Annotated in this window: 18 protein-coding genes; 7 read left to right on the top strand and 11 right to left on the bottom strand. The window is 52.7% G+C overall.

Annotation, left to right across the window (positions count from 1 at the left end; all coding sequences use genetic code 11):
- Positions 1 to 11: 11 nt before the first annotated feature.
- From EGT74_RS09675 to EGT74_RS09660, 4 genes are all read right to left on the bottom strand, one after another.
- A complete protein-coding gene (locus tag EGT74_RS09675) occupies positions 12 to 2,069 on the bottom strand; it encodes a ComEC/Rec2 family competence protein (protein WP_123846304.1) in 2,058 nt (685 codons plus the stop codon).
- A gap of 441 nt (positions 2,070 to 2,510) precedes the next feature.
- Positions 2,511 to 5,327, bottom strand: a complete 2,817-nt coding sequence (carB, locus tag EGT74_RS09670) for a carbamoyl-phosphate synthase large subunit (protein WP_123846303.1) — start codon at positions 5,325 to 5,327, stop codon at positions 2,511 to 2,513.
- A 210-nt stretch (positions 5,328 to 5,537) separates the two neighbouring features.
- A complete protein-coding gene (locus tag EGT74_RS09665) occupies positions 5,538 to 5,945 on the bottom strand; it encodes a hypothetical protein (protein WP_158618074.1) in 408 nt (135 codons plus the stop codon).
- A 287-nt stretch (positions 5,946 to 6,232) separates the two neighbouring features.
- Complete coding sequence (locus EGT74_RS09660) at positions 6,233 to 6,811, bottom strand: helix-turn-helix domain-containing protein (protein ID WP_394338028.1); 579 nt, start codon at positions 6,809 to 6,811, stop codon at positions 6,233 to 6,235.
- Positions 6,812 to 6,936: 125 nt separating this feature from the next.
- Here EGT74_RS09660 and EGT74_RS09655 point away from each other — a divergent pair, with 125 nt between their 5' ends.
- The 5 genes from EGT74_RS09655 to acs all read left to right on the top strand — a co-directional run bounded on the left by EGT74_RS09655 (position 6,937) and on the right by acs (position 13,288).
- Positions 6,937 to 7,179 (top strand): hypothetical protein, encoded by a 243-nt coding sequence (locus EGT74_RS09655; protein ID WP_123846300.1) that lies wholly within the window; start codon positions 6,937 to 6,939, stop codon positions 7,177 to 7,179.
- Positions 7,180 to 7,252: 73 nt separating this feature from the next.
- Positions 7,253 to 7,537 carry a hypothetical protein gene (locus tag EGT74_RS09650; RefSeq protein WP_123846299.1) on the top strand — a complete coding sequence of 95 codons (285 nt, stop codon included), beginning with the start codon at positions 7,253 to 7,255 and terminating at the stop codon, positions 7,535 to 7,537.
- A gap of 70 nt (positions 7,538 to 7,607) precedes the next feature.
- Entirely contained in the window at positions 7,608 to 10,004 is a 2,397-nt protein-coding gene (locus EGT74_RS09645; protein ID WP_123846298.1) for a mechanosensitive ion channel family protein, read from the top strand.
- A 54-nt stretch (positions 10,005 to 10,058) separates the two neighbouring features.
- Positions 10,059 to 11,201 carry a tetratricopeptide repeat protein gene (locus EGT74_RS09640; RefSeq protein WP_123846297.1) on the top strand — a complete coding sequence of 381 codons (1,143 nt, stop codon included), beginning with the start codon at positions 10,059 to 10,061 and terminating at the stop codon, positions 11,199 to 11,201.
- Positions 11,202 to 11,374: 173 nt separating this feature from the next.
- Positions 11,375 to 13,288, top strand: coding sequence for an acetate--CoA ligase (acs, locus tag EGT74_RS09635; protein WP_123846296.1), 1,914 nt, complete (start codon positions 11,375 to 11,377; stop codon positions 13,286 to 13,288).
- 218 nt (positions 13,289 to 13,506) lie between these two features.
- Here the strand turns inward: acs and EGT74_RS09630 are convergent, their stop codons facing one another.
- The 7 genes from EGT74_RS09630 to EGT74_RS09600 form a co-directional block, all read right to left on the bottom strand.
- Positions 13,507 to 14,037 (bottom strand): hypothetical protein, encoded by a 531-nt coding sequence (locus tag EGT74_RS09630; protein ID WP_123846295.1) that lies wholly within the window; start codon positions 14,035 to 14,037, stop codon positions 13,507 to 13,509.
- Positions 14,038 to 14,119: 82 nt separating this feature from the next.
- Positions 14,120 to 14,656 (bottom strand): L,D-transpeptidase family protein, encoded by a 537-nt coding sequence (locus EGT74_RS09625; protein ID WP_158618073.1) that lies wholly within the window; start codon positions 14,654 to 14,656, stop codon positions 14,120 to 14,122.
- A 135-nt stretch (positions 14,657 to 14,791) separates the two neighbouring features.
- A complete protein-coding gene (locus EGT74_RS09620) occupies positions 14,792 to 17,728 on the bottom strand; it encodes a M16 family metallopeptidase (protein WP_123846293.1) in 2,937 nt (978 codons plus the stop codon).
- 102 nt (positions 17,729 to 17,830) lie between these two features.
- Positions 17,831 to 18,169 carry a hypothetical protein gene (locus EGT74_RS09615; protein ID WP_123846292.1) on the bottom strand — a complete coding sequence of 113 codons (339 nt, stop codon included), beginning with the start codon at positions 18,167 to 18,169 and terminating at the stop codon, positions 17,831 to 17,833.
- 108 nt (positions 18,170 to 18,277) lie between these two features.
- Entirely contained in the window at positions 18,278 to 19,210 is a 933-nt protein-coding gene (locus tag EGT74_RS09610) for an outer membrane beta-barrel protein (protein WP_123846291.1), read from the bottom strand.
- 31 nt (positions 19,211 to 19,241) lie between these two features.
- Positions 19,242 to 20,276, bottom strand: a complete 1,035-nt coding sequence (locus EGT74_RS09605) for an anti-sigma factor family protein (RefSeq protein ID WP_123846290.1) — start codon at positions 20,274 to 20,276, stop codon at positions 19,242 to 19,244.
- Between the two features lie 29 nt (positions 20,277 to 20,305).
- The gene (locus EGT74_RS09600; RefSeq protein WP_123846289.1) at positions 20,306 to 20,791 is read right to left on the bottom strand and encodes an RNA polymerase sigma factor; all 486 of its coding nucleotides are present in this window, start codon (positions 20,789 to 20,791) and stop codon (positions 20,306 to 20,308) included.
- A gap of 412 nt (positions 20,792 to 21,203) precedes the next feature.
- On the opposite strand from EGT74_RS09600, the gene kbl reads away from it, so the two are divergent.
- Both kbl and blaOXA read left to right on the top strand, forming a co-directional pair.
- On the top strand, positions 21,204 to 22,406 hold the full coding sequence (gene kbl, locus EGT74_RS09595; RefSeq protein ID WP_123846288.1) for a glycine C-acetyltransferase: 1,203 nt from the start codon (positions 21,204 to 21,206) through the stop codon (positions 22,404 to 22,406).
- Positions 22,407 to 22,497: 91 nt separating this feature from the next.
- On the top strand, positions 22,498 to 23,301 hold the full coding sequence (blaOXA, locus tag EGT74_RS09590) for a class D beta-lactamase (RefSeq protein ID WP_123846287.1): 804 nt from the start codon (positions 22,498 to 22,500) through the stop codon (positions 23,299 to 23,301).
- Positions 23,302 to 23,379: the final 78 nt, after the last annotated feature.

Below are 23,379 nucleotides of genomic sequence, written 5' to 3'. Positions count from 1 at the left end.
CAAGGAAATAATTAGAGATTTACAACAAAGGCTCCTTTGTCCGGAACCGAAAAGCAGCGCAAAGGTAGTTTGTTGCAGTCACTTTTCCACTTCCGGAGGAGGAAAGGTGGGCAGGAGGCATCAAAAATTATTTTTTCGTATATGAAAAATTCTTCAAACCGGGAGATATCCCGGGGGGCGCCTTTCGACAGGATAATGTAATCGACCTTTATTTTACGGGACGGCGGAACGGGCGGCAACATGCCTTGCCACAACAGCACGCGTCTCCCATGGCAGTCGATCAGGCCATTGGGGCGGGGTATGAAGGCGGTTTTTGTGATGTTGTAGATGAGATGCGCGGGCGTAGTATATTTTGAAAATGCGGCCAGCGTATCCGGTGCGATCAGCGGCGTTGACGCAATGGCACTGTCGCTCATCAGTACCCCCCTTCCCTGGTGAATGATCTCCACCAACATCTGCCTGTGCGAATTGTAAACAATCAGCGCCGGCTGATTAAACACTTCGAGCCGGTGGACCGTTCCGATCGCGGTAAATGCCAGCAGCGCCCCTAATGCCCACCAGCAGGCCAATTTACGCTGCAGCAGCCACCATACACAGCAGGCGATTGTCAGGACGTAAAGGCATAACAGCTGGGCGAAATTCATGTAGATGTTGGCGGTCACTGCGCCGGGAGCCGCATCTATCCGCTGTATCATCCAGTTCATGCCAGCTATCCCCCATTGCAGCAAAGGCCCGAGCGCCCCACCCAGCCAGGGAACGGCTACCAGCAATATCTCACCATACAGCAATACCGTCGATAGCGGAACGGCCACCAGATTGGCGGCCAGGAAATAATTCGGGAACTGCCGGAAATAGAATAAACACACCGGCCAGGTGAAAACCTGCGCCGCCAAGGATACTACCACCATCTGCCAGATTTTGTCGAGCCATTTATTGCGTATCATCCAGGCATCGTACAGCGGCTTATAACAAAGCACAATGCCCGCCACGGCGAGGAACGACAGCTGGAAACCCGCATCCAGCAAAAAATACGGCTGGTAACACAACAGCAGGAATGCGGCGGCGGCCAGCGTATTGAAAATATTCGAATGCCGGCTGATCATGAACTGCCCGACGGCGATGGTGGTGAACATCACTGCCGAGCGCAACACCGAGGCCGACGCGCCCGTGAGCAGCGAAAAAGCCCACAACACGGCGATCAGCAACAGCGCTTTGCAGATATCCGCGGCCCGGCGCGCGGGCAGCCAACGCAGCAGCTGCAGCAGCGTGATGTAAATGAGGCCGAGGTGCAGCCCCGAAATGGCGATGATATGCACCACGCCTGTATTGGTGTAGGCCTGCACAATGTCCTGATCCAGCTCGTTGCGGTAGCCGATCAGCAGCGCCTGCGCCACGCCATGCTCCTCACGGTGCGGGATATACGCCCTGAGCGTCTGCAGGCAATAGTTTCGCGCCGCCACCAGCCACTTCCCGCCCGTACACCCGTCGTTGCCGGGCAGCTGCCGCCAGTTTGAATTGCCCAGAAATGCCTGGTGATACAGGTTCCGGTAGCTGCAGTACCGGCCGTAATCGAAAGCGCCGAGGTTGCCGCTTCCGCTGATAACGCGGACGGCTGTACGCAGAACGAGGCGGGCGGCGTAGTGAAGCGGCGGTGCTTCGCGGAAGTACAGCAATATCTTCCCGGTGCCGGCCCGGCCATCGGCATTGATCACCTCCGCTTCCACCCTCCACGAATTCGTTTTTTTGACCGGTTCCTCCGTTAGCCTCACTACCAGCGTGGCGGTGTCTTTTACCGCATGCCCGAACCAGTCGGCGCGGTGGCGGATATCTGCTTCGTACTGCAGCCCCATCCCGAGGCAAAACACGGCGCCGGTGACGCATACGCCCCTGGCATAACGCAACCGGAAACGCCATACGAGTGGCAAAAATGCCGGCAGGCACCAACCCGTGCAACAGATTATCCATAACCACCAGGGAAAAATTGCGGTATACAATCCTGTAATGATACCGGCCACCAAGGGTAGCAGCAAACGCAGGAAGGGCGTGGCCTTCCAGAGATTAACAAACATAATTCACAAACAATGGTACATCCTGAAATTAGGTTTTTTTTTGATGAGCGCCTCCAACACCGTAAAAATTGATGCCCAGAAATGATACTATTTTCTCAGCACCCTCATTTTCGCAGTGCCCACCACCATCCCGATAACACAAAAAACGCCAAACCATTATTCATGGGGCACTTCAATGTATTTGTATCCTTTTTGATTATCATATATCAAGCCTATGTTAAGCCTATGTCAAGCCTATGTGAAACCTTCACATAGGCTTGACATAGGCTTTTTACAGGGCATGAACAAGGTTAAAATAGTATTTAGACGTATTTCAAAGGGCTCGTTTATCCGAGGCACATGATGCCGTAAAGAGTCGAGAGAACTGGCGTTGTGGTGGAGCATCCGCATAAAAAAAGGCCGGCCATTCAGGCCAGCCTTTTTCTTCGTTATGTCAACACCTTATTTGCTCAGGTGCATGCTTCTTTCTTTATACAACGTCCGGAAGTACGGGTCGCGCAGGTCTTTGATGAAGCGGATGGCTTCGCCGGTCGACTTCATTTCGGGGCCCAGCGCCTTGTTCACGCCCGGGAATTTGTTGAAGGAGAACACCGGTTCCTTAATGGCAAACCCTTGCAGGTTTTTCTCGATCTTGAAATCGGTGAGTTTGTTGGCGCCCAGCATCACTTTGGTGGCGATGTTCAGGTAGGGAACCTGGTATGCCTTCGCGATAAACGGCGTGGTGCGGGATGCGCGTGGATTGGCTTCGATCACGAATACCTGTCCGTCTTTGATCGCGAACTGGATGTTGATGAGGCCGCGGATATCCAGCGCACGGGCGATTTTTTCAGCGTAGTACTCCATCGTGGTCACGATCAGCTGGCTCAGGTTGAACGCAGGCAGTACGGCATTACTGTCGCCGCTGTGGATACCCGCCGGCTCGATGTGCTCCATCACGCCCATCACATGGAAGTTCTCACCGTCGAAAATGGCGTCGATCTCTGCTTCCTGGCAACGGTCGAGGAAGTGGTCGATGAGGATTTTGTTGCCGGGCAGATGTTTGAGCAGGCTCAGTACAGACTGTTCCAGCTCTTCTTCATTGATCACGATCCGCATCCGCTGGCCGCCGAGTACGTAGGAGGGGCGCACCAGTACAGGGTAACCCACTTCTTTTGCCACTTCAATAGCATCGTCCGTATTATAAGCGGTACCATATTTCGGGTAAGGAATACCGAGGTCTTTCAGCAGGTCGGAGAAACGGCCGCGGTCTTCGGCGATGTCCATGTTGTCGAAAGACGTACCGATGATTTTGATGCCTTTTTCGGTGAGGCGCTTGGCCAGTTTCAGGGCCGTCTGGCCACCGAGCTGCACAATCACGCCTTCGGGTTTTTCCAGTTCGATGATGTCCCACAGGTGTTCCCAGAACACAGGCTCGAAGTACAGTTTGTCGGCCATGTCGAAGTCGGTCGACACGGTTTCGGGGTTACAGTTCACCATGATGGCTTCGTAACCGCATTCCTGGATGGCCTGCAGGCCGTGGGTACAGCAGTAATCGAACTCGATGCCCTGGCCAATCCTGTTGGGGCCGGAGCCGAGCACGATCACTTTCTTTTTATCGGAAGGAATGCTTTCGTTCTGTGTATCGAATGCTGAATAGAAGTAAGGTGTTTTGGCTTCGAACTCGGCACTGCAGGTATCTACCATTTTGTAGGTACGGGTGATGCCGAGGGCTTTCCGCTTTTCATACACTTCATCTTCTTCACAGTTCCCGAAAATGAGGGACAGCTGTTTGTCGGAGAAGCCCATTTCTTTGGCGCTTTTCAGCATGTCTACCGGCACGGATTCGAGGTCGTGCTCCGCCAGTTGTTTTTCCAGGGTCACGATGTCGTTGATCTGGTGCAGGAACCAGCGGTCGATCTGCGTGGCCTGGTGAAGCGATTTCACGGACATGCCTTCCATCAGCGCGTCTTTGATGCGGAAGATGCGGTCCCAGGTGGGGCGCTTCAGTTTTTCCACAAGCTGTTCGCTCTTCATCAGCGATTTGCCGTAGTAGCCGAGGCCGACAGCGTCGTTCTCGAGGCTCTGACATGCTTTTTGAAGGGCTTCCGGGAAGGTGCGGCCGATGGCCATTACCTCGCCTACCGATTTCATCTGGAGGCCCAGCGTATCGTCGGCGCCTTTGAATTTATCGAAGTTCCAGCGCGGCATTTTTACGATCACGTAATCGAGCGCGGGCTCGAAGTATGCCGAAGTGGTTTTGGTAATCTGGTTTTCCAGCTCGTCGAGCGTATAGCCGATGGCGAGCTTGGAGGCGATTTTTGCGATGGGGTAACCGGTTGCTTTGGAAGCCAGTGCGGAAGAGCGGCTTACACGGGGGTTGATCTCGATGGCGATCAGTTCCTCGTTTTCCGGGTTCATGGCAAACTGCACGTTACAGCCGCCGGCGAAGTTGCCGAGCTTGCGCATCATCATGATGGCTTTGTTCCGCATGTCCTGGTAAGCGGTATCGCTCAGGGTCATGGCCGGGGCCACGGTAATGGAGTCGCCGGTGTGGATGCCCATCGGGTCGAGGTTCTCCACGGTACAGATGATCACGACGTTGTCGTTTTTGTCGCGCAGCAACTCCAGTTCGTATTCTTTCCAGCCGAGTACGGCTTTTTCCACGAGCACTTCGTGAACGGGCGAAGCGGTAAGGCCACGGTCGAGTGCTTCATCCAGGTCTTCCTTGCCATGCACGAAACCTCCGCCGGTACCACCGAGGGTAAAGGACGGGCGGATTACGAGGGGGAAGCCGATTTCCTGCGCAAATTCCTTGCCTTCGAGCAGGGAGTTGGCAGTACGGGCAGGCGCCACGGGAATTCCCAGTTCGATCATCCACTGGCGGAACTGCTCGCGGTCTTCGGCCTTGTCGATCGCCTTGATGTCTACGCCGATGAGCCGTACGTTATTTTTTTCCCAAATCCCCAGCTCGTCTACCTCTTTACAAAGGTTGAGGGCCGTTTGGCCTCCCATGGTAGGCAGTACTGCATCGATCTGGTGTTCTTCCAGTATCTGTTCAATACTTTCCACTGTTAAGGGCAGCAGGTAAACCTTGTCTGCCATCATAGGGTCCGTCATGATGGTGGCCGGGTTGGAATTGATCAAAATCACTTTGATTCCCTCTTCCCGCAGCGAACGAGCCGCCTGGGAGCCGGAATAGTCAAATTCACAGGCCTGACCAATAATAATAGGACCGGAGCCGATAATGAGAACAGATTTGATGGAGGTGTCTTTGGGCATCTTTTTTTATTAGCAATTGATAATGAAAAACCATGCGATTTCCCAGCCCGCAGCGAACTAAAAAATCGTGCAAAGCTACGGGAATAATTGGTTTTTACGCGCAGAAAATTTGAAGAGAATAAGATGCCCTGTATAATTATATTTTATATTAAAAATATTCGCAACCTGATCAGGCGTCAGGCAGATGGATTTACCGGTATAAACCCTCGTTTATTCTTCATCACCCGTCGCATAGACATATACGAGCTTCCACCGCCCGTCTACCTTCTGGAATTCAAAGTCCTCCACAGAAGCGGACTCCTCGGTCACCAGCGACATATCATCGTCGTTCAGTGTCTTACGGGCACGGAGCAGACCGTATTTATTACCGAATTCTCCGCTGACAGGCAGTTCGAGGTAGGCATTAAAAAAAGCAGAAAATTCTTCGCGGCCAATGGTCTGCACCGCCGTATCGGTGAGACTCTTTTTCACCACCAGTGGGAATTCCGTGCACTGGCTCAACGCCTGGTAATCTTTTTTAACGATCGCCGTATATAGCTTTTTCCAGAAAATTTCGAATTCCTTCACCTCCGGAGCAGAGGCGCGCTGAGCTTTACCACCCAGCAACAAAAGGCACATTGCCAAAGACAAAAAACAGCTCTTCATGGTATAATAGGGATAATCCTGAAACAAATATATAATATGCTAATATATGTAATTTGTCTTAAACATCCAAGTGGTTCAGGAAGATACGAGCGGAAAAAATTCCCGTATACATAAATGATTTTCCCGATCCGGGATATGAGAAGGAGATGTGGGGTGTAAATTGCAGGGGATTACAATTTGGAATTGCAATATATCATCCTTGACTACTGAGACCCCCCTGGTGCCGTGGCCCGTCAAAGGCCATGGCACTTTTATGTATGCTATGCGCTCCGCTCCTGCAGTTCCTCTTTGAGCCGCGCTATTTCCACGAGCGCCCTGTTATGATCTTCCAGCAGCTTGTAATATTTGTCTTTCCAGCTTTCCAGGTCCATATCCACGCCTCCGTCTTCCAGCTGGCTGCTGCCCATAAATTCCTTCATGCCCACATCCAGTACCTGGCAGATCTTTTTCAACTGGTCGCCGGTGAAAGCCGCTTTGTCGAGCAGGTTGTACAGCGCCCGACGGCTCAGGCCCATGCGTTCGGCCAGTTTCGTTTTGTTCAGGCCCTTTTCCTCTATCAGTTCGTTGAGACGCTGGCCGTAGTGAAAGTCGGACACCGGCTGCAACGGCGTACGGCGCGGATTCGACCATGTATAAAATTCATCCAGGCTGATACCCAATAATGTGCAGAACTCCAATAGCGTGGCTCGCTTGATCGCTTCCTTGCGGAAATAATAATGCGCAATCTGGTTTGAAAAGCCCGCCAGCTCCGCAAAATCAAGGATCTTCATGCGCTTGTCGCGCACGATTTGTTTTAATCGCGCGCCCTCATGAATTATATTTTTGGAGACTGATTCCACTGTAAATAAATTTTGTTATACTTGTACTGACTGTCAATTAAATGTATGATCTTATCTATATCAATATAACATTTCTATTGACATTTTGCGCATTTATTCATTCAAACTGACAAAATTATTCGCAAATGGAATCAAAAAAACTTTCATCCTTCAACCTCCTCTCAGACATCCACACAGAAATGCTTCAGCTGCCCAAATCGTTCAGGGAGTCCGTATGCCAGGAGTGTGGCTGGAGCGAGGCTACTTTTTACCGGAAAACAAAAACCAAAAAGGCGTTCAGCAATGCAGAAAAAGACAAGATTCTGGCGGTGGGCGACAGCCTGCTGAAAAGGCTGCTGGCTCACAGCAATGCTTACAGGCCCCGCTGATGCACAATTGCGTAAACCAATGGGCTGTATCGCACGTTATTAACCCGTTTCATCACCAAAACAACAAGGACCGATGCTACACACCAATGCCTCCAATATGCATGAAGAACAACTCAGAGCGGTCATCACCGGTTTTATCCATCAGTTGCACAAAACCGGCGGCGATGCTATTTCGCATGTGACGGTTACCGTGCACGGAGAACTGAAACACTTTTCTCCCGGGCGCGAGATCAACGCCATTCCGGTTAGCCGGATCAAAGGCGTCAGCCACCTCTCCTACCAGGAAATGCCCATTGACGCACCGCTGGCCAACAGGGTCACGATCATTGCCACGGGCAACGAAGCGCTGACTGCCTGAACTAACCCCCATCAGTAACGGAAAAAGCAAAAAGGAGCAACATCCTTTTTGCTTTTTTGTTATTGATACCATGATGCCTCCTTTCTCCAGACGCCTTTGCCTCTTCCTGTTATTCGCCGCTGCCGCTGCTGTTGCGCAGACCCGGCAAAAACCCGTCGCTCCCGTCCAAAGCCCCCGCACGGATTCGGACACGGTAGTAACCGACGTGGTGGAACGGGTGGAAGACATGACCAAGATGCTGAACCAGGTGAACAATACGCTGCGTCGCGGTTTCGATACCACCGAGATCGCCGCGGAGCTTCCCGCCTCGGAACGCATCGTCAAGGCCCTTCACAACAACATCCTGGAGAATCACCGGGTGATGAACATCCGCAGCCTCTCCGCCCTGCAAGTGATACTGCTCGAAATGGAACAACTGCACAGCAGATGGCAAAAGTCGCTCTTCGCCTACAGCCGCACCATCACGGACATGAGCACGGAAATCAACAATATCCTGCACGACAGTGTGCTGAGCCACCTGCCCGACGACCCGGCCCTGCAATCGCTCTACGTCAACCAGCTGGCACAGCTCAACAAAAAATGGCTCCAGGCCGATACCGCCAACCGTAACAGCCTTATGCGCATCGGCGTTTTGCAGAACAGGGTGGCGATGAATTATATCACCATCACCGATATGCTGGATGAGGTGGACTTCCGGCTCACCAACGCCCAGCAGAATATTTTCAAACGGGAGGAGGAAAACCTCTGGAGCGCCCGCCCGCGGCATTTTATGTCGCCATTCGGCGATGCCCTCCCCCTTTCTTTTCAGGCCGCCGCCCGTGTGCTCAATTATTATTTCCGCTATAACTGGGACATTCATGCACTGATCATTGGCTGTTTCCTGGTATACTTCTTCTGGCTGCTGAACAGCATAGCGCGCATCCGCAAGTCGCACCCCGATAAAAACGGCATTTTCGCCAACGCCCCACACGCCAGCCACCGGCCGCTGCTCACCGCGCTGGTTTTCATTTTTACGCTCGGCCCGTTTTTGTACATGAATCCGCCGGCTGCTTTTCTGGGTATCCTGTGGCTCATCCAGGCGGCCTGCGTCACGATGATTCTCAAGGACAAGAGCTCACGCTGGCTGCAATGGCAGTGGTGGCTGCTGCTGATCCTCTATTCCGGCTTCGCTGTCCTGAACCTGATGCTGCTGTCGACTTTCGTGGAGCGCTGGGCGCAACTGGTGCTGCAAGTGGGCACGCTGGCCAACTGCTGGTGGTTCCTGCGAATGCAAAATAGAAGCTCCAAGCCGATGCCGGCGTTTGTGCGCGCCCTGATCTGGCTTAGTATAGGCATGACCGTTGCCGCCGTGCTCGCAAACCTGACGGGCCGTGTGATGCTGACCCGTTTCCTCGGCATCAGCGCGGTGTTCAGCCTTATCTCCGCGCAGGCACTGATCATCGTCGTACAGGTGCTGTTCGAAACATTTTACCTGCATGTGGAGGCATACAAGACCAACAGCCGCTTCTCCGCTTTCCTCGACTTTAACCGCATCAAACAAGGGCTGCACTCCACGCTTTATTTTCTCGCGGGGCTGGGGTGGCTGGTCATCCTGCTGAAAAATCTTAACATTTACAGCACCATCCGCGACCAGGCGCTCACCTTTCTTGAAACCGAAAGGAAAATAGGCAACACCACCTTTTCATTTTCCAGCATCCTGATTTTTGTGGTGGTCATCTGGCTGGCCTTTCTGATCAGCAAGCTGATGGTGTTTATATTCGGTCATAAACAACCCGACGGCATGGTGAAAAAGAACCGCTGGAACAGCGCCGTGCTGCTCGTCCGGCTGGGCGTGCTGGCGGCAGGCCTGCTGCTGGCCTTTGCCGCGTCCGGCATTCCTATCGACAAACTCACCATCATCATCGGCGCCCTGAGCGTGGGCATTGGCTTCGGGCTGCAGAACATCGTGAACAACCTCGTTTCCGGCGTCATTCTCGCATTTGAAAAACCTGTCGAAATTGGTGATGTGATCAACATCGGGCAGGAAAGCGGCACCGTGCGCGAGATCGGCATCCGGGCCAGCCGGATCGTGACAGTCGACGGCTCGGAGATCATCGTGCCCAACGGCGACCTGCTTTCGCAGCATATCATCAACTGGACCCTCTCCAGCCGCATGCGGCGCGTGGAACTGATCGTCAGCGTGGCTTACGGCACCGACCTCAAAAAAGCGCAGGACCTGCTGCGCGACATCGTGCAAAACCAGGAAGGCGTACAATCCGTGCCAGCTCCGCTGATATTGGTGCATGCGCTGAACGACAGTTCCATCGATTTCAGGATTTTGTTCTGGGGCGACATCGGCAGCTGGATCATCCTGAAAAGCGACATCCTCGCCGCCATCTGCCGTGTGTTCGCCGAAAACAACATCGAAATCCCTTTCCCGCAGCAGGAAGTGCATATCCGGAACAACGACACGCCTCCCTCAAACTAAATTTTTCTTTTTTAAACTAAATCGTTAGTTTTATCATCAGTAAACCGATCCCGCATGAAGAAAATGCTCCTATCCGCCATCGCATTCCTGTGCGCCGTTACCTTGCTTGCACAGGATAATATCGACAAAGCCCTCCTGATGGACTATTTCCAGGAGCAGCAATACGATAAAGCGATCAACTACCTCGAAGAAACAGTGAAGCCCCAACATCCCAACGGTCTCGCCCTGCTGGCCAACGCGTATTATCAGAGCGGGCAACTATCCCAGGCCGAAAAAAATTACCATAGGGTGCTGGAGCTCGATTCCAACCACATTGCCGCCAACCAGAACCTCGGCATTATGGCGCGCAGCCAGAAAAATTCGGCGCGGGCCATCCCCTATTTCGAAAAACTGCTGCAGCTGCGGCCCGACAATGCAGCTTATTACAAACAGCTGGCCTATGCCTGCTCCGAAGCAGTGGGCAAGGCCGACACCGCGTTCTATTACATGAAACAGGCGCACCGCCTCAACCCGAAAGACGTTAATGCAGTAACGTTCCTGGGGTCGGAGTTCATCGACCGGAAAAACTACGCCGCGGCAGATAGTGTACTGAAGACATATTATGCATTCGACAGTTCGCAGGTGTCAGTGAGCTACCTCCTGATACGCTCGGCCTACCAGCAAAAAAAATTCCGCGACGTCACCCTGTACGGCGAGCCGCTCATCACCCGGAAAGAGCTGCATCCTACGGCGCTGATGTTCCTGTCCGTATCCCACTACGCCCTCAAACAATACGACAGCTGCATTCGCGTGCACGACAAAATAATGGTGATGGCGGGTGCCGCGCCGGAAACGGTGAAGTATTATGCCGCGCTTTCTTATGCCGGGAAGATGCGGTACGACAGCAGCAATGTGCTTTTGCAGGAATGCATCGAAATGGCCAAATCGAAAGCGCTGGACGGTTATTACACGGCGCTGGCGGATAATTATGAGCAGATGAAACAATACAAAGCCGCCATCGCGCATTACGACACGGCTTATTTCCTTTTTCACGATCCTATGCGCCAGTACGGCATTGCGCGTATTTACGACCAGCACATGCAGGACCCGGCGAAGGCAAAGCGGTTTTACCAGCAGTTCGTCAAAAACGCGAAGCCGGAGGGGAAAGATGAGATCAACGTACACAATTACGCGAAAGAGCGTATAAAGAACCTTTAAAATTCACTGGTGTTGATACAGGCGGAGGCGGCTCAAATGGGTCGCCATCCGCCGTTTTATTATATTAAATTCAACATTCTTGATAGTAAATTCGATAATCTTCAATCTTTATTCACTAAATTTAAGCCCCGTTTACAAAAACTGTTATAAACTAATAAATCGTTTTGGGAATCATGTCGTACCCATATCAACTCAAGAATTTTGAAGACTATCAGCAGGCCTGGCAGCACAGTGTAACTGACCCGGAGGGATTCTGGGCAAACGTAGCCGATCATTTTTACTGGCGCAGGAAATGGGACAAAGTACTGGAATGGGATTTCAAGCAACCGGATGTGAAATGGTTTACCGGGGCGAAACTCAACATTACCGAAAACTGTCTTGACCGCCACCTGGGTACGCTGGGCAACCAGCCTGCCATCATCTGGGAGCCGAACGACCCGGAAGAAAGGCACCGTATTCTGACCTACCGCGAACTGCACAACAAGGTGTGCCAGTTTGCCAACGTACTGAAGAATAACGGCGTGAAAAAAGGCGACCGTGTTTGTATCTACATGGGCATGATACCGGAACTGGCCATTGCCGTACTGGCCTGTGCCCGCATCGGCGCCATCCATTCGGTGGTGTTCGGCGGTTTCAGTGCACAGTCCATTGCCGACCGCATCCAGGATGCGCAGGCAACGCTGGTGATCACCTGCGACGGTGCGTTCCGCGGCGCGAAGGACATTCCGTTGAAATCTGTGATAGACGATGCCCTGATGGCATGCCCCTCCGTTAAAAAAGTGATCGTATGTACCCGCACCCGCACGCCCGTGAGCATGCTCAAAGGCCGTGACGTATGGTGGGAAGATGAGATCAAACAGGTGGAAACCATGGGCAACCCGCCCGTACCGGCAGAAGAAATGGACGCGGAAGATATGCTCTTCATCCTTTATACTTCCGGCTCCACCGGCAAACCCAAAGGCGTGGTGCATACCTGCGGCGGGTACATGGTGTATGCCAACTATACATTCATTAACGCATTCCAATACAAACCCGGCCAGGTGTATTTCTGCACGGCAGACATCGGCTGGATCACAGGTCACAGTTACATCGTGTACGGCCCGCTGAGCGCAGGCGCCACCACGCTGATGTTCGAAGGCGTACCCACTTATCCCGACGCCGGCAGGTTCTGGGACATCGTGGACAAGTTCCGTGTAAACGTGCTGTACACCGCTCCCACCGCCATCCGCAGCCTGATGGGCTTTGGCCTGGGGCCGGTGAACCACAAGGACCTGAGCTCACTCACCACCCTCGGCACCGTGGGGGAACCTATCAACGAAGAAGCCTGGCATTGGTATAAAGATCAGATCGGCAAAGGGCGCTGCCCGATTACCGACACCTGGTGGCAAACGGAAACGGGCGGTATCATGATAGCCCCCATCGCCGGCGTCACACCGGAGAAACCGGGTTATGCCACTTTGCCCATGCCCGGCATCCAGCCCGTGCTTGTAGATGAAAACGGGAAGGAAATCGAAGGAAACGGCGTGAACGGCAACCTTTGCATCAAGTTCCCCTGGCCCGGCATGATACGGACCACCTACGGAGATCATGAGCGCTGCCGCACCACCTATTTCGCCACTTTCGAAAACCTGTACTTCACGGGCGACGGCTGTTTGCGCGATGAAGACGGTTTTTACCGCATCACCGGCAGAGTGGACGATGTGCTGAACGTGAGCGGTCACCGCATCGGCACCGCCGAAGTGGAAAACGCCATCAACATGCACGCCGGCGTGGTAGAAAGCGCTGTGGTAGGCTATCCGCATGAAATCAAAGGACAGGGTATCTATGCTTTCGTTATCTCCGAAAAACATGTCAAGGATCCGGAGCTGACCAAAAAAGACATCATGCAAACCGTGGCCCGCATCATCGGCCCCATCGCCAAACCGGATAAAATCCAGTTTGTGAGCGGCCTGCCGAAAACACGCTCCGGCAAGATCATGCGTCGCATCCTTCGTAAAATCGCGGAAGGCGAGCTGGACAATCTCGGCGACACCACCACCCTCCTAGACCCTGCTGTGGTGGAGGAAATCAAACATGGTAAGATTTAACATCACCTCTTGTTATAGAAAAAGGCGCCAGTAACGGCGCCTTTTTCATTTTCTCACTTGGGGAACCACGCGTTTTGACAAACAGACAATAAGCCCCCGCTCCCGATTATCGGGAATCAATACACACAGGCTGACTTAATTATTGTGATCGTTAGCCGGCCCGAAGGTCAGCTACGGCAGGGCCTGCCATACGCGCCGGGAGAGGCGGAGAGAGATGGTCATTTTCCAAACGCGCCCACTACGAGGTAAGTCTTCAGGTCGGTGGTGCTCATGATAGTGATGTCGTGCACCACAAAAAATCCGCTATACATCGTCGTCAGGTTTTCGTACGTCATCGTGGATACATTGGAGGCGGTAGCCGTGCCGCCGTTTCCCGTGATTTCAGCCGCAAATATGGCGGCATTGGGCGTTTGCACATACGGCAGCGGATCGCCGGCGGTGGGTGTTCTGCCATCGTGCACATGCGTGGGATACTTCTGCCCGTTGATTGTGTTGGTGAGGGTGACGGTTACCTTGGTGGTATTGTTCGCCTGTTCGTCGAGCCGCACGGTAGCGGTGAGTGTTTTTGCGTGCGTTCCGTTATACGCAGTGCCCGCGCCTACCTGGCCGGTGTTAAAAGCGTAGGTGTACGTTTTGCTGCGCATGGCCGGCGGATCATCGTCTTTACTGCAGCCGGCCACAGTTGTCACCAACGCAATCAGCAAAAAGAATCCCTGCACGCGCCGCGTGAAATAAAATTGCGTTTTCATAATCAATAAGTTTGAGTGTGAATTGATTTACGAGTTACGCGCGCCGGCGGTTTTTTAATTTACAATATTTTTCAGGAAAAGCTCAGGGACGGATCACAACAGGGGTTCCCACTTTCACCACTTCGTACAGCTCGTTCACATCCCCGTTTTTCAGGCTGATGCAGCCGAGCGTCCAGTTGATGCGCTGGTCTACATAGTTATCGCGGATGCCGGAAGCATATTCCACGCCGTGGATGCCGATGCCGCCGCCGATGTCGGCGCCTTTGCGGATAAGGCCGCTTGCCTGGCGCTCGTGAAACCGCTGGTAAGATTCTTCGTTGGGGTAGTCGAGGTGCAGAAAACGGCTCCAGCGGTTATCGTAGCGTTTGGATAAAATGCGGAAGGTACCGTTGGGGGTGCGGCGGTCGCCCTGTATAAATTTGTCTGAAACGTCGCGGTTACCGAATACGACTTTGTATATCTTTATAAGCGTCACATCTTCATAAAGATACATCCGGTAATCGCTTTTATCTATCAGCAGAAACACTTTGTCCGCATCAATCCTGGCCGGGTTCAGCCTGACGGTGTACAGATCGTTGTAGTTGTGCTCAAATGCAAAAAGCGGTAATAAGACGATCAAACAGCAATAGCGCCACATTGTAACATAGGTGATTTTCGACTAGATAAACGGAGAAGGAAACGTGAATATTGTGTTAAAAAAAAGAAGGGAGCGCAATTCAATTGCACTCCCTTCATTATTATGCTGTTGTGTTGTTTAGTAGCCGAATATTTCATCGAGCGACACCTTCTGCACCTCGCCATATTGCTTCAGATCGTCGAGCTTCACGCGTTTCTCGGAAGCCAGGATACAATAGGAATACGGCTTGCCTGCGATGTTCTGCTCATGCAGCTTTTTCACGTCGGAGAATTTCAGTCCGTCGATGCTTTCGTACACGTTTTTCCGGATGTCTGTATCCAACCCGAGTTTCTGCGCATTCAGGTAGGAGAAAATAATCCCGTCCTGCGTGATGCGCTCGGTTTCGATATCTTTTTTCATGCTGCTGCGGGCCGTTTCGAAAGCTTTTTCCGACTCGGGGATCACCGTGAGCAGTTCGTTCATACCGGCAATGGCTTCATTCATTTTGTCCGCCTGGCTGCCCACATAGGCAAGCACGGCATACCGGTCTGTTTTTTTGTTGGGCGCGGCGTAAAACGCATAGGTGGAATACGCCAGGGCCTTGGATTCGCGGATGGTCTGGAATACGATGGATCCCATGCCGCCGCCGAAGTAGTTATTAAAGAGATTCACCACCGCGGTGCTGGAAGGATCATACAGGTTACCGTTGCGCACCCAGTTCACTTCAGCCTGCACCATGTCATAATCGGCAAACAGTACTTTACTGGCCGCCTGCTGCACTTTTTCGAACTGTTTGTTGCCCTCCGTTGCTTTGAATTCGGCGGGGAGGCGGTGCAGGCGCTGAATGCCGGCGGTTGCCTTGTCCAGCGTTTCAGGACCGTAATAAATCACGGTATGTTTATACGTTGGCAGCGCATGCAGTAAATCCACCAGTTCACCGGCGGTCAGCGCGTTCAGCTCATCGTTGCTCAGTTGATTATTAAACGGATTTTTAGCCCCGTATGTTGCGTAAGAACGCAGGCCGCTCATAATCTGCCCTTTGTTCAGTTTATTGTCCGCACGGGCTTTCTGCAGCCTGTTTTTCATGCCTGCCAGCACCTGCTCGTCTGCCTTGCAGTTGTTGATCAGGTGATCGAACAGTTCCACCGCCTTGTCGAAATTCTCCTGGAGGCCTGAAATGGAGATGGTGGTTTCTTCGGCGCCAGGCGCCACGTTGAAATTGCAGGCGATGTTATAAAATTGCTTGCTGATCTCTTCAGAAGAGTATTTGTCCGTACCGAGGTATTGCAGGTACTGTGCGGCGAGCGGCAGCTTTTTATTGCCCCAGCTACCCACGTCGAAGCGGTAATACAGACGGAACAGGCCGTTGTCTTTATTCTGCACGTAGAGCAGGTCGGTGTTGCCTACTTTTCCTTTGGTGATGTCTTTGTTATAATCGAGCCATTGCGGCTTTACGGCTGTTTCGGGCATGTCGGCCACGGTTTTCAGGAAACGCGACTGTGCATCGCGGTTCACTTCCACCGGTGTGATCGGCGGTTTGTCGACTTTAACGATGCTCTTGTCTTCCCCTTTTCTTTTGTACAGCAATACATAGTTGTTCGCCAGGTATTTGTTGGCGAAATCCACGATATCCTTTTTGGTCACTTTGCTCATATCGTCGATGTACGCCACATCGTACTGCCAGTTGCCGCCCTTGTGTTTGATGAAAGCGTCCATCAGGCTGTTGGCGCGGTTGCCGTTGCTTTCCAGGCCCTGCACTTCGTACAGCTTGAAGTTGTTGACGATGGCGGTGATAAGGCCGGCATCGAAATCCCCTTTGCGGAGAATGTCCAGTTGCGCGAGCAGCAGGTCTTTCACTTCGTCGAGCGACTGGCCCTGTTTGGCCCTGCCGCTCAGGGCGAATACGGTATAATCTTTCCAGGGGAGGGTGCTTACACCGGCGCCCAGGAGCTTCTGCTGTTTGTTGAGGTTGAGGTCGAGCAGGCCGGCCTTGCCGTTGGACAGTACCTGCGACAATACGGTAAGAATGACGGCGTTTTTGGTGTCCAGCGCGCCGGGCATACGGTAGGCGATGTTCACGTTTTCCGCATCGGGGCCGAACACTTCTTTCACGATGGGGCCGGCGATCGGTTTTTCAACGGGGCCTTTGTATTCGTTGACGGGTTTGGTTTTCATATAACCAAACTGGTCGTCGATGCGTTTGATCACATAGTCCGGGTCGAAATCCCCTGCAAACACGATGGCCATGTTATTGGGTACGTAGAATTCGTTGTAAAACTTCCGGATGGCTTTCAGCGAAGGATTTTTCAGGTGCTCGACGGTTCCGATGGTAGACTGCTGCCCGTAATTGTGGGTGGGGAACAGCGTGGCCAGCATGGTTTCGTACATCTTGCGGCCGTCATTATCGAGGCCACGGTTCTTTTCTTCATACACTGCTTCCAGTTCGGTATGAAAGATACGGAACACTGGGTCGCGGAAGCGCTCCGCCTGAACGGCCAGGAACTTGTCAACAGCCGTGGAGGGGATATCTTCTTCATACACCGTTTCTTCCACCCAGGTATGCGCATTGGTGCCCTGCGCACCCATGCCCGTCATCATTTTATCATACTCGTTGGCGATGGCGTATTTCGCCGCAACGCCAGACACACTGTCGATCTGTTTGTAGATCGCCTTGCGTTTTTCGGTTCCGGTGGTTTTATTGTAGGTATCATATAATTGCTCCACCTGGTCGAGGTAAGGTTTTTCCTTCGCCCAGTCGAGCGACCCGTATTTTTGCGTGCCTTTGAACAGCAGGTGCTCCAGGTAGTGGGCCAGCCCCGTATGGTCTTTCGGGTCGCTGTTGCTGCCGGCACGCACGCCGATCAGGGTCTGAATGCGGGGATCCTTTTTATTGACGCTCAGAATAACCGTCAGGCCGTTTTTCAGGGTGTAAAAGCGGGCCTGCATGGGGTCACCGGATACGTAGCGGTATTTGTAACCGCCCGACGTGGCTTCTTTCCATGCATGTTTATTTTGGGCATACACCTGCAGCGAACCTGCAAGCAAAAGGCATAGAAACAGGTTAATAACTCTCATACAGTTGGTTTAAAAATTATTGTTTCCAAATATAAATATGTCCGGGCGATATTCCGGGGGAAACCATGATATTTTACAACTGGAGAGGATTAACGGCTAAAATCAGCGATACAGCAGGTTGGTGGCCACTATGCGGCTTCTCACCACGGGCCCCTGCGGGGTCAGGAATGAAGAGTCGGTTTTAACGTACAACACATGATAGTGGTTGGTCACGTAGAGGTTATGATCTCCGCGGTACGACTGGAAAAGGCTATCGGGCATATAAACGAGCGCCTCGGTGGCCTCCGGCGCCGGTAATTTCGGGCTGCTGCCAGGGATCGCCAATTCTGCGGCCCCGCTCTTTGCGTTGAAAGGAGTTGGGTTATCAGGTAATTTTATTCCACTTGCATGCATCAGCACAATTCCACACACCACTACAAGAAAGGTCAAAATAGATCGCATACTCATTTGTTTGTGTGTACAGTTTTATATAGGATAAATAGCAGCATGATTTTGTTACCGGGGTTACCGGGTTTTATTTTCCCTGCGAACGGACTGCAAAGTTACAGGTTAGAATCCATTAAACCGAAAACCGACTGAAAAAGGATATTGCTCGAGCCCATATTCATGCAGGGGGGTGAGGGCGAAATTGCTGTACAATTTAACCGGCCCGTAGCCCACTTCCCCTGTCAGCGCGAGGCGCCATTTATTCAGGTTGAAGTCGTCTGCACGCCTGATTTTGCCTCTTTCCTCGCTTACCTGTTTGGTACGGGCTTTCAGCAGGTAACCTCCTGACAGGCCCATGCTCATTTTAAAGGAGCGGCCGGGGCGGGCGGGATTGGAGGTATAATTCAGCATGACGGGGATGGTCAGGTATTGCACGAACAGTTTGTTTTTGGAGAACTCCACCGAATCGCGGATAACCGAAGGATGGTAACCCGGAATGTATGTGATATTGCGGGCGAAGCGGTAATTATTCATTTCCAGGCCGGCGGCATATATCAGGTTGAGCTTGTGCTTATAGAGGTTCAGCCGTTGCATAATCACCCACACATTGAAGTTGACGGACTTGCCCGTGATCACCTTGAATTCGGCCTGCGTCAGCGGTTCGCTTGCCATGCGGGGCGCAAACCTGTTCAATGCCTGGCCGGAATAGTCGTAGCTTTTTTCGACGGTGGGCAGGGTGAAGATGGGAGCACCCTGGTTCAATGAGCTGTTGGCGGGGTACAGCGACATGATCATGGCATCCGAGTAATTGCTTCTGTCGCGGTAGTTATTGAAGCCCAGGTCTACCACCAGCCATTTGGTATGCAGGTTCTTTTTCAGCTTCTGGCGGGCATACGTTGTATCCTGGTAGGCCTTGAATACATTTTTCCCCTGGGCGTTTTTCCCTTTCAGAATAATCAGTCCCTTGATCTGTATGGTATCTATCGCAGCCTGTTGGGCGGAAGCGCCCAAAGCAAGTGTGACGGCCAGCAAGGTGAGTAAAATTTTATGCTTCATATCAATTATGTGATTCACCGGTTACGGCCGGTTATTTATTTCTTTTTCTTGCAAACAATCGTGCCACATTGGTCACCTTATCCAGCACCTTGCTTTCGATGCCGTTGCCGGTAACCGACATAATGAGCTCACCTGGCGGGTTGGTCGGCGGTGGAGCGGTAGCCAGCGCCGCTTCTGGTGGGTTGGCCACTGAAAGCGGAAGGTTGGCGGCCGTTGTGGAGGTCTGTTCAGGAACTTTCTGCACTTCGGCGGTCAACCCGGCATCCACAGCCGTCTGCGATGTGGTAGATTCCGTTGGAATGCTTGTCAGGTGCATCGCCGCAGCCTTTGTCGGCTCGGTGGTCTCCTTTCTGGCAGGCCGGTTGTCGGCCAGCAGCGGGGCGGAGGCCGCATTTCGCTGCGGAACGGTTTTCGGAGTGGTGGAGGCTTCGGCAGCAGGGGCGGTTTGTTCCGCTGTACTGTTTGCCTCAGGAGCCGTCTGCTCCGTCACAGCGGGGCCGGCAGATTGCGGGGTCGGTGCCTGTGACGGTTCCACTTTTGCAATGGCCGGGTCAGGTACGGTACGGTCTGCGGGGAGAATGAAAAAGAGCGCACCGGCCACCACGGCGGCAGCGGCGGCCCACCAGTAGGCGGGGCGCATCCGGCGTACGTTGGTGGAGTGGCGGTAAAGGGCTGCTTTGCCGTCGAAACGGATGGACATATCCGGTTGCAGGCGGGTGGCCTTCCAGATATCCAGCTCTTTCTGAATGGCAGGATGGGCGGAGGTGAAGCGTTCTACCTGGGCGGCTTCGCTACCGGTCAGCTCACCGTCGATATAATTGATCAGGAACGGTTCGTAGTTCTGCAGATCGATGGTGGAGCCGCGGTAAAGGGAGGCTTTGGCATCGAACTGAATGTCCTCATCGGGCGTCAGGCGGGCGGCCATCAGCAAATCAAGCTCCTGCCTGATCTGCGGGTGCGCTTCCAGGAATGCTTCCAGGGCTGCCGTTGCTGCTGCATCCAACTCCCCGTCTACATAACTGTAGAGGAACTCTTCGTAGTTTGATATGTGAATGTCGATTGACATAATTAGCTGATTTTGAATACCTTTTTCATTTAAATCACGTTTTCCATCTTCACCAGGTATTCCTTGAGGTGGGCCCGTGCCCTGTGCAGATAAACCTTCACCTGGGAGGGGTTCAGCTGCATAATCTCCCCGATTTCCTCGTAACTGTAACCTTCGTAATCTTTCAGCAGTATCAGCGACTTCTGTACATCGCTGAGCCTGTTGAGGGCTTTTTCTATGATACTGCGCGCGTTATGGATTTTTTGCTCCGAAACCCGTGCCTCTTCTTTGAATTCTTCTACCAGCGACACCCTTTTCACCTTCCGCACATGATCGATCATATTATGGTAAGCTACCGTAAAAAGATAGCTCTTGGCCTTTTCAAAAGGCACATCATTACAATGTTTCCATAATATTTCAAACGCATTCTGTACCACATCCCTGGCATCCTCCGTATGTTCAAGATTTTTCACAATAAACCGGAAGAGGTTATCGCTATACAGATCCACGCATTTGTTGTACTCCTTTTCCGTCATCCGGGCGATAGGTGTTTTGAAGTGCTAATTTCCGACATTTTTTAATGAAACCGCTATTATCTGCCTGCCAGTGCAGGGGATCCCACAGCGAATTGTCATTAGCTCATTGACAATACCTTCAAAGCACGCTTAGGAAGCCGGATATGGGGCAAGCTCCCACCAGCAGAGAAACACTGGGGTGGAGCAGGGAGAAATCCCCGACCGGCCGCCGGTAAATCACCGGAAAACCGAGCGTACAGTACTTTTCGTCATTATCTCACCGTCTATGATAATCGTATGACGCAAACCGGCAGATAAATGTTACACATCCGTCAAACTTTTTACAATTAAGGCATTTGCCACAGGGGCCAATCACATTCCTCGATACTTTTAATACCCTAACTTTGTTATACTGAGCTAAATACGTCCTGATATGAATCAAAATTTCATCAAAAGATTACAAGAGGAGCTGGATGAAATCGAAGCCGCCGGCTTGTACAAGAACGAACGGATTATCACATCCGGGCAGGGAGCGGAAATTACGGTAGGCGGCAATACCGTTATTAACCTTTGCGCCAACAACTACCTGGGCCTGTCGTCCCACCCTAAAGTGGTGGCCGCTGCCAAGGAAACGATTGACACGCATGGTTACGGGATGAGCAGCGTTCGCTTCATCTGCGGTACGCAGGACATTCACCGGGAGCTGGAGCAGAAAATCTCCAAATTCCTCGGCACGGAAGACACCATCCTCTACGTGGCCGCCTTTGACGCCAACGGCGGGGTATTCGAGCCCCTCTTCGGCGAACAGGACGCCATCATCTCCGATGCCCTCAACCACGCCTCCATCATCGACGGCGTGCGCCTTTGCAAAGCCCAGCGGTTCCGCTACGAACATAACAACATGGCCGACCTGGAAGCCAAACTGAAGGAAGCGGCCGGCGCCCGCAGCCGGATTATCGTGACAGACGGCTCCTTCAGCATGGACGGCACCATCGCGCAACTCGACAAAATCTGCGACCTGGCGGATAAATACGATGCTATCGTAATGAGCGACGAAAGCCACTCTTCCGGCTTCCTTGGGAAAACAGGCCGCGGCACCCATGAATACCGTGGTGTAATGGGCCGGGTGGACATTATCACCGGCACCCTGGGCAAGGCCCTGGGCGGCGCTTCCGGCGGTTTCACCAGCGGCAGCAAAGCCACCATCGACATGCTGCGCCAGCGCAGCCGGCCCTACCTGTTCTCCAACTCCGTAGCCCCCAGTATCGTAGGCGCGTCTATCGCCGTGCTCGATATGCTCAGCGAAACCACCGAATTGCGTGATAAACTTGAGTTTAACACCCGCTATTTCCGCGACAAGATGACCGCCGCCGGCTTCGATATCAAGCCCGGCGACCATCCCATTGTACCGGTAATGCTCTACGACGCCAAACTCAGCCAGCAGTTTGCCGACAAGCTGCTGCAGGAAGGCATTTACGTGATCGGGTTCTTTTACCCCGTGGTGCCCAAAGGGCAGGCCCGCATCCGGGTGCAGCTCAGCGCGGCCCACAGCCAGGAACACCTCGACAAAGCCATTGCCGCCTTCACCAAGGTGGGTAAAGAGCTGGGCGTACTGAAAACAACCGCCACCGCATAAACGAAAAAAATATACCTGAAAAAGGAGCGCTCTTACCCGGAGGCTCCTTTTTTATTTGCTTACTTTTGCACATCAATCATAAAAAACTCAGATGAAAACGTTCGGCCTGATGCTGCTGACTGCCACAATCTGGCTCAGCGCCTGCTCTCCCAACAATGTGAAAGAAGCGAAGAGTTGGGAAAAACATTTCACCAAACACAAGCTGGAAGGCTGCTTTATGCTGTTCGATAACGGGCAGGGCACCTTCAGGGTGTATAACATCGACCGCGCCAAACAACGTTTCCTCCCGGCCTCTACCTTTAAAATATTCAATTCCCTCGTGGGCCTGCAAACCGGCATCCTCAGCGATACCAACATGGTTATCCGCTGGGACAGCGTGCCCCGTTCCAACCCGGAATGGAACCAGGACCTGACCCTGAGCAAAGCCTTCCGGTTGTCGTCAGTTTCCCACTTCCAGGAAATTGCCCGCCGCATCGGCCGCGATACCATGCAGCGCTGGCTCGACTCCCTGCAGTACGGCAATCGGAAAATCAGCCGGATCGACACCTTCTGGCTGGATAACTCCCTGCAGATATCGCCCGACGAACAGCTGGGACTGGCCAAGCAGTTGTATTTCAATCAGTTACCTTTCCAGCGCCGTGTGCAGGAGCTGGTGACCGGCATGATGTTGCAGGAGCAAACGCCCAAATACAAACTGGCCTTCAAAACCGGGCTGGGTATCAGCGGCCAAAAACGCATCGGCTGGATGGTGGGCTGGATAGAAGAAAACCTGCACCCCAGCTTTTTTGTGCTGAACTTCGAAACGGAAGATCCCAATCTCGACATTCCCGCAGTGCGACAGGAGATTATGCGCGGCATCCTGGCCGAAGAAGGCTTTTTTAAAGGCGAGCGTTAAACGCCCCTGTTAAAAAACTTGTTAAACCTTTTGAAGCACGCTTGTAATACGTTATAAAAAAATTATTTTTGAACTGGT

The organism is Chitinophaga lutea (genome assembly GCF_003813775.1).
Taxonomy (GTDB): domain Bacteria; phylum Bacteroidota; class Bacteroidia; order Chitinophagales; family Chitinophagaceae; genus Chitinophaga; species Chitinophaga lutea.
The sequence above is the reverse complement of the archived record's forward strand: the minus strand, read 5'-3'. Positions and strand labels throughout refer to the sequence as shown.

Coding starts and splice junctions, on each gene's coding strand:
- EGT74_RS09675 (WP_123846304.1), bottom strand. CDS start 2,069: ATGTTTGTTAATCTCTGGAAGGCCACGCCCTTCCTGCGTTTGCTGCTA.
- carB (WP_123846303.1), bottom strand. CDS start 5,327: ATGCCCAAAGACACCTCCATCAAATCTGTTCTCATTATCGGCTCCGGT.
- EGT74_RS09665 (WP_158618074.1), bottom strand. CDS start 5,945: ATGTGCCTTTTGTTGCTGGGTGGTAAAGCTCAGCGCGCCTCTGCTCCG.
- EGT74_RS09655 (WP_123846300.1), top strand. CDS start 6,937: ATGGAATCAAAAAAACTTTCATCCTTCAACCTCCTCTCAGACATCCAC.
- EGT74_RS09650 (WP_123846299.1), top strand. CDS start 7,253: ATGCTACACACCAATGCCTCCAATATGCATGAAGAACAACTCAGAGCG.
- EGT74_RS09645 (WP_123846298.1), top strand. CDS start 7,608: ATGATGCCTCCTTTCTCCAGACGCCTTTGCCTCTTCCTGTTATTCGCC.
- EGT74_RS09640 (WP_123846297.1), top strand. CDS start 10,059: ATGAAGAAAATGCTCCTATCCGCCATCGCATTCCTGTGCGCCGTTACC.
- acs (WP_123846296.1), top strand. CDS start 11,375: ATGTCGTACCCATATCAACTCAAGAATTTTGAAGACTATCAGCAGGCC.
- EGT74_RS09630 (WP_123846295.1), bottom strand. CDS start 14,037: ATGAAAACGCAATTTTATTTCACGCGGCGCGTGCAGGGATTCTTTTTG.
- EGT74_RS09620 (WP_123846293.1), bottom strand. CDS start 17,728: ATGAGAGTTATTAACCTGTTTCTATGCCTTTTGCTTGCAGGTTCGCTG.
- EGT74_RS09615 (WP_123846292.1), bottom strand. CDS start 18,169: ATGCGATCTATTTTGACCTTTCTTGTAGTGGTGTGTGGAATTGTGCTG.
- EGT74_RS09610 (WP_123846291.1), bottom strand. CDS start 19,210: ATGAAGCATAAAATTTTACTCACCTTGCTGGCCGTCACACTTGCTTTG.
- EGT74_RS09605 (WP_123846290.1), bottom strand. CDS start 20,276: ATGTCAATCGACATTCACATATCAAACTACGAAGAGTTCCTCTACAGT.
- EGT74_RS09600 (WP_123846289.1), bottom strand. CDS start 20,791: ATGACGGAAAAGGAGTACAACAAATGCGTGGATCTGTATAGCGATAAC.
- kbl (WP_123846288.1), top strand. CDS start 21,204: ATGAATCAAAATTTCATCAAAAGATTACAAGAGGAGCTGGATGAAATC.
- blaOXA (WP_123846287.1), top strand. CDS start 22,498: ATGAAAACGTTCGGCCTGATGCTGCTGACTGCCACAATCTGGCTCAGC.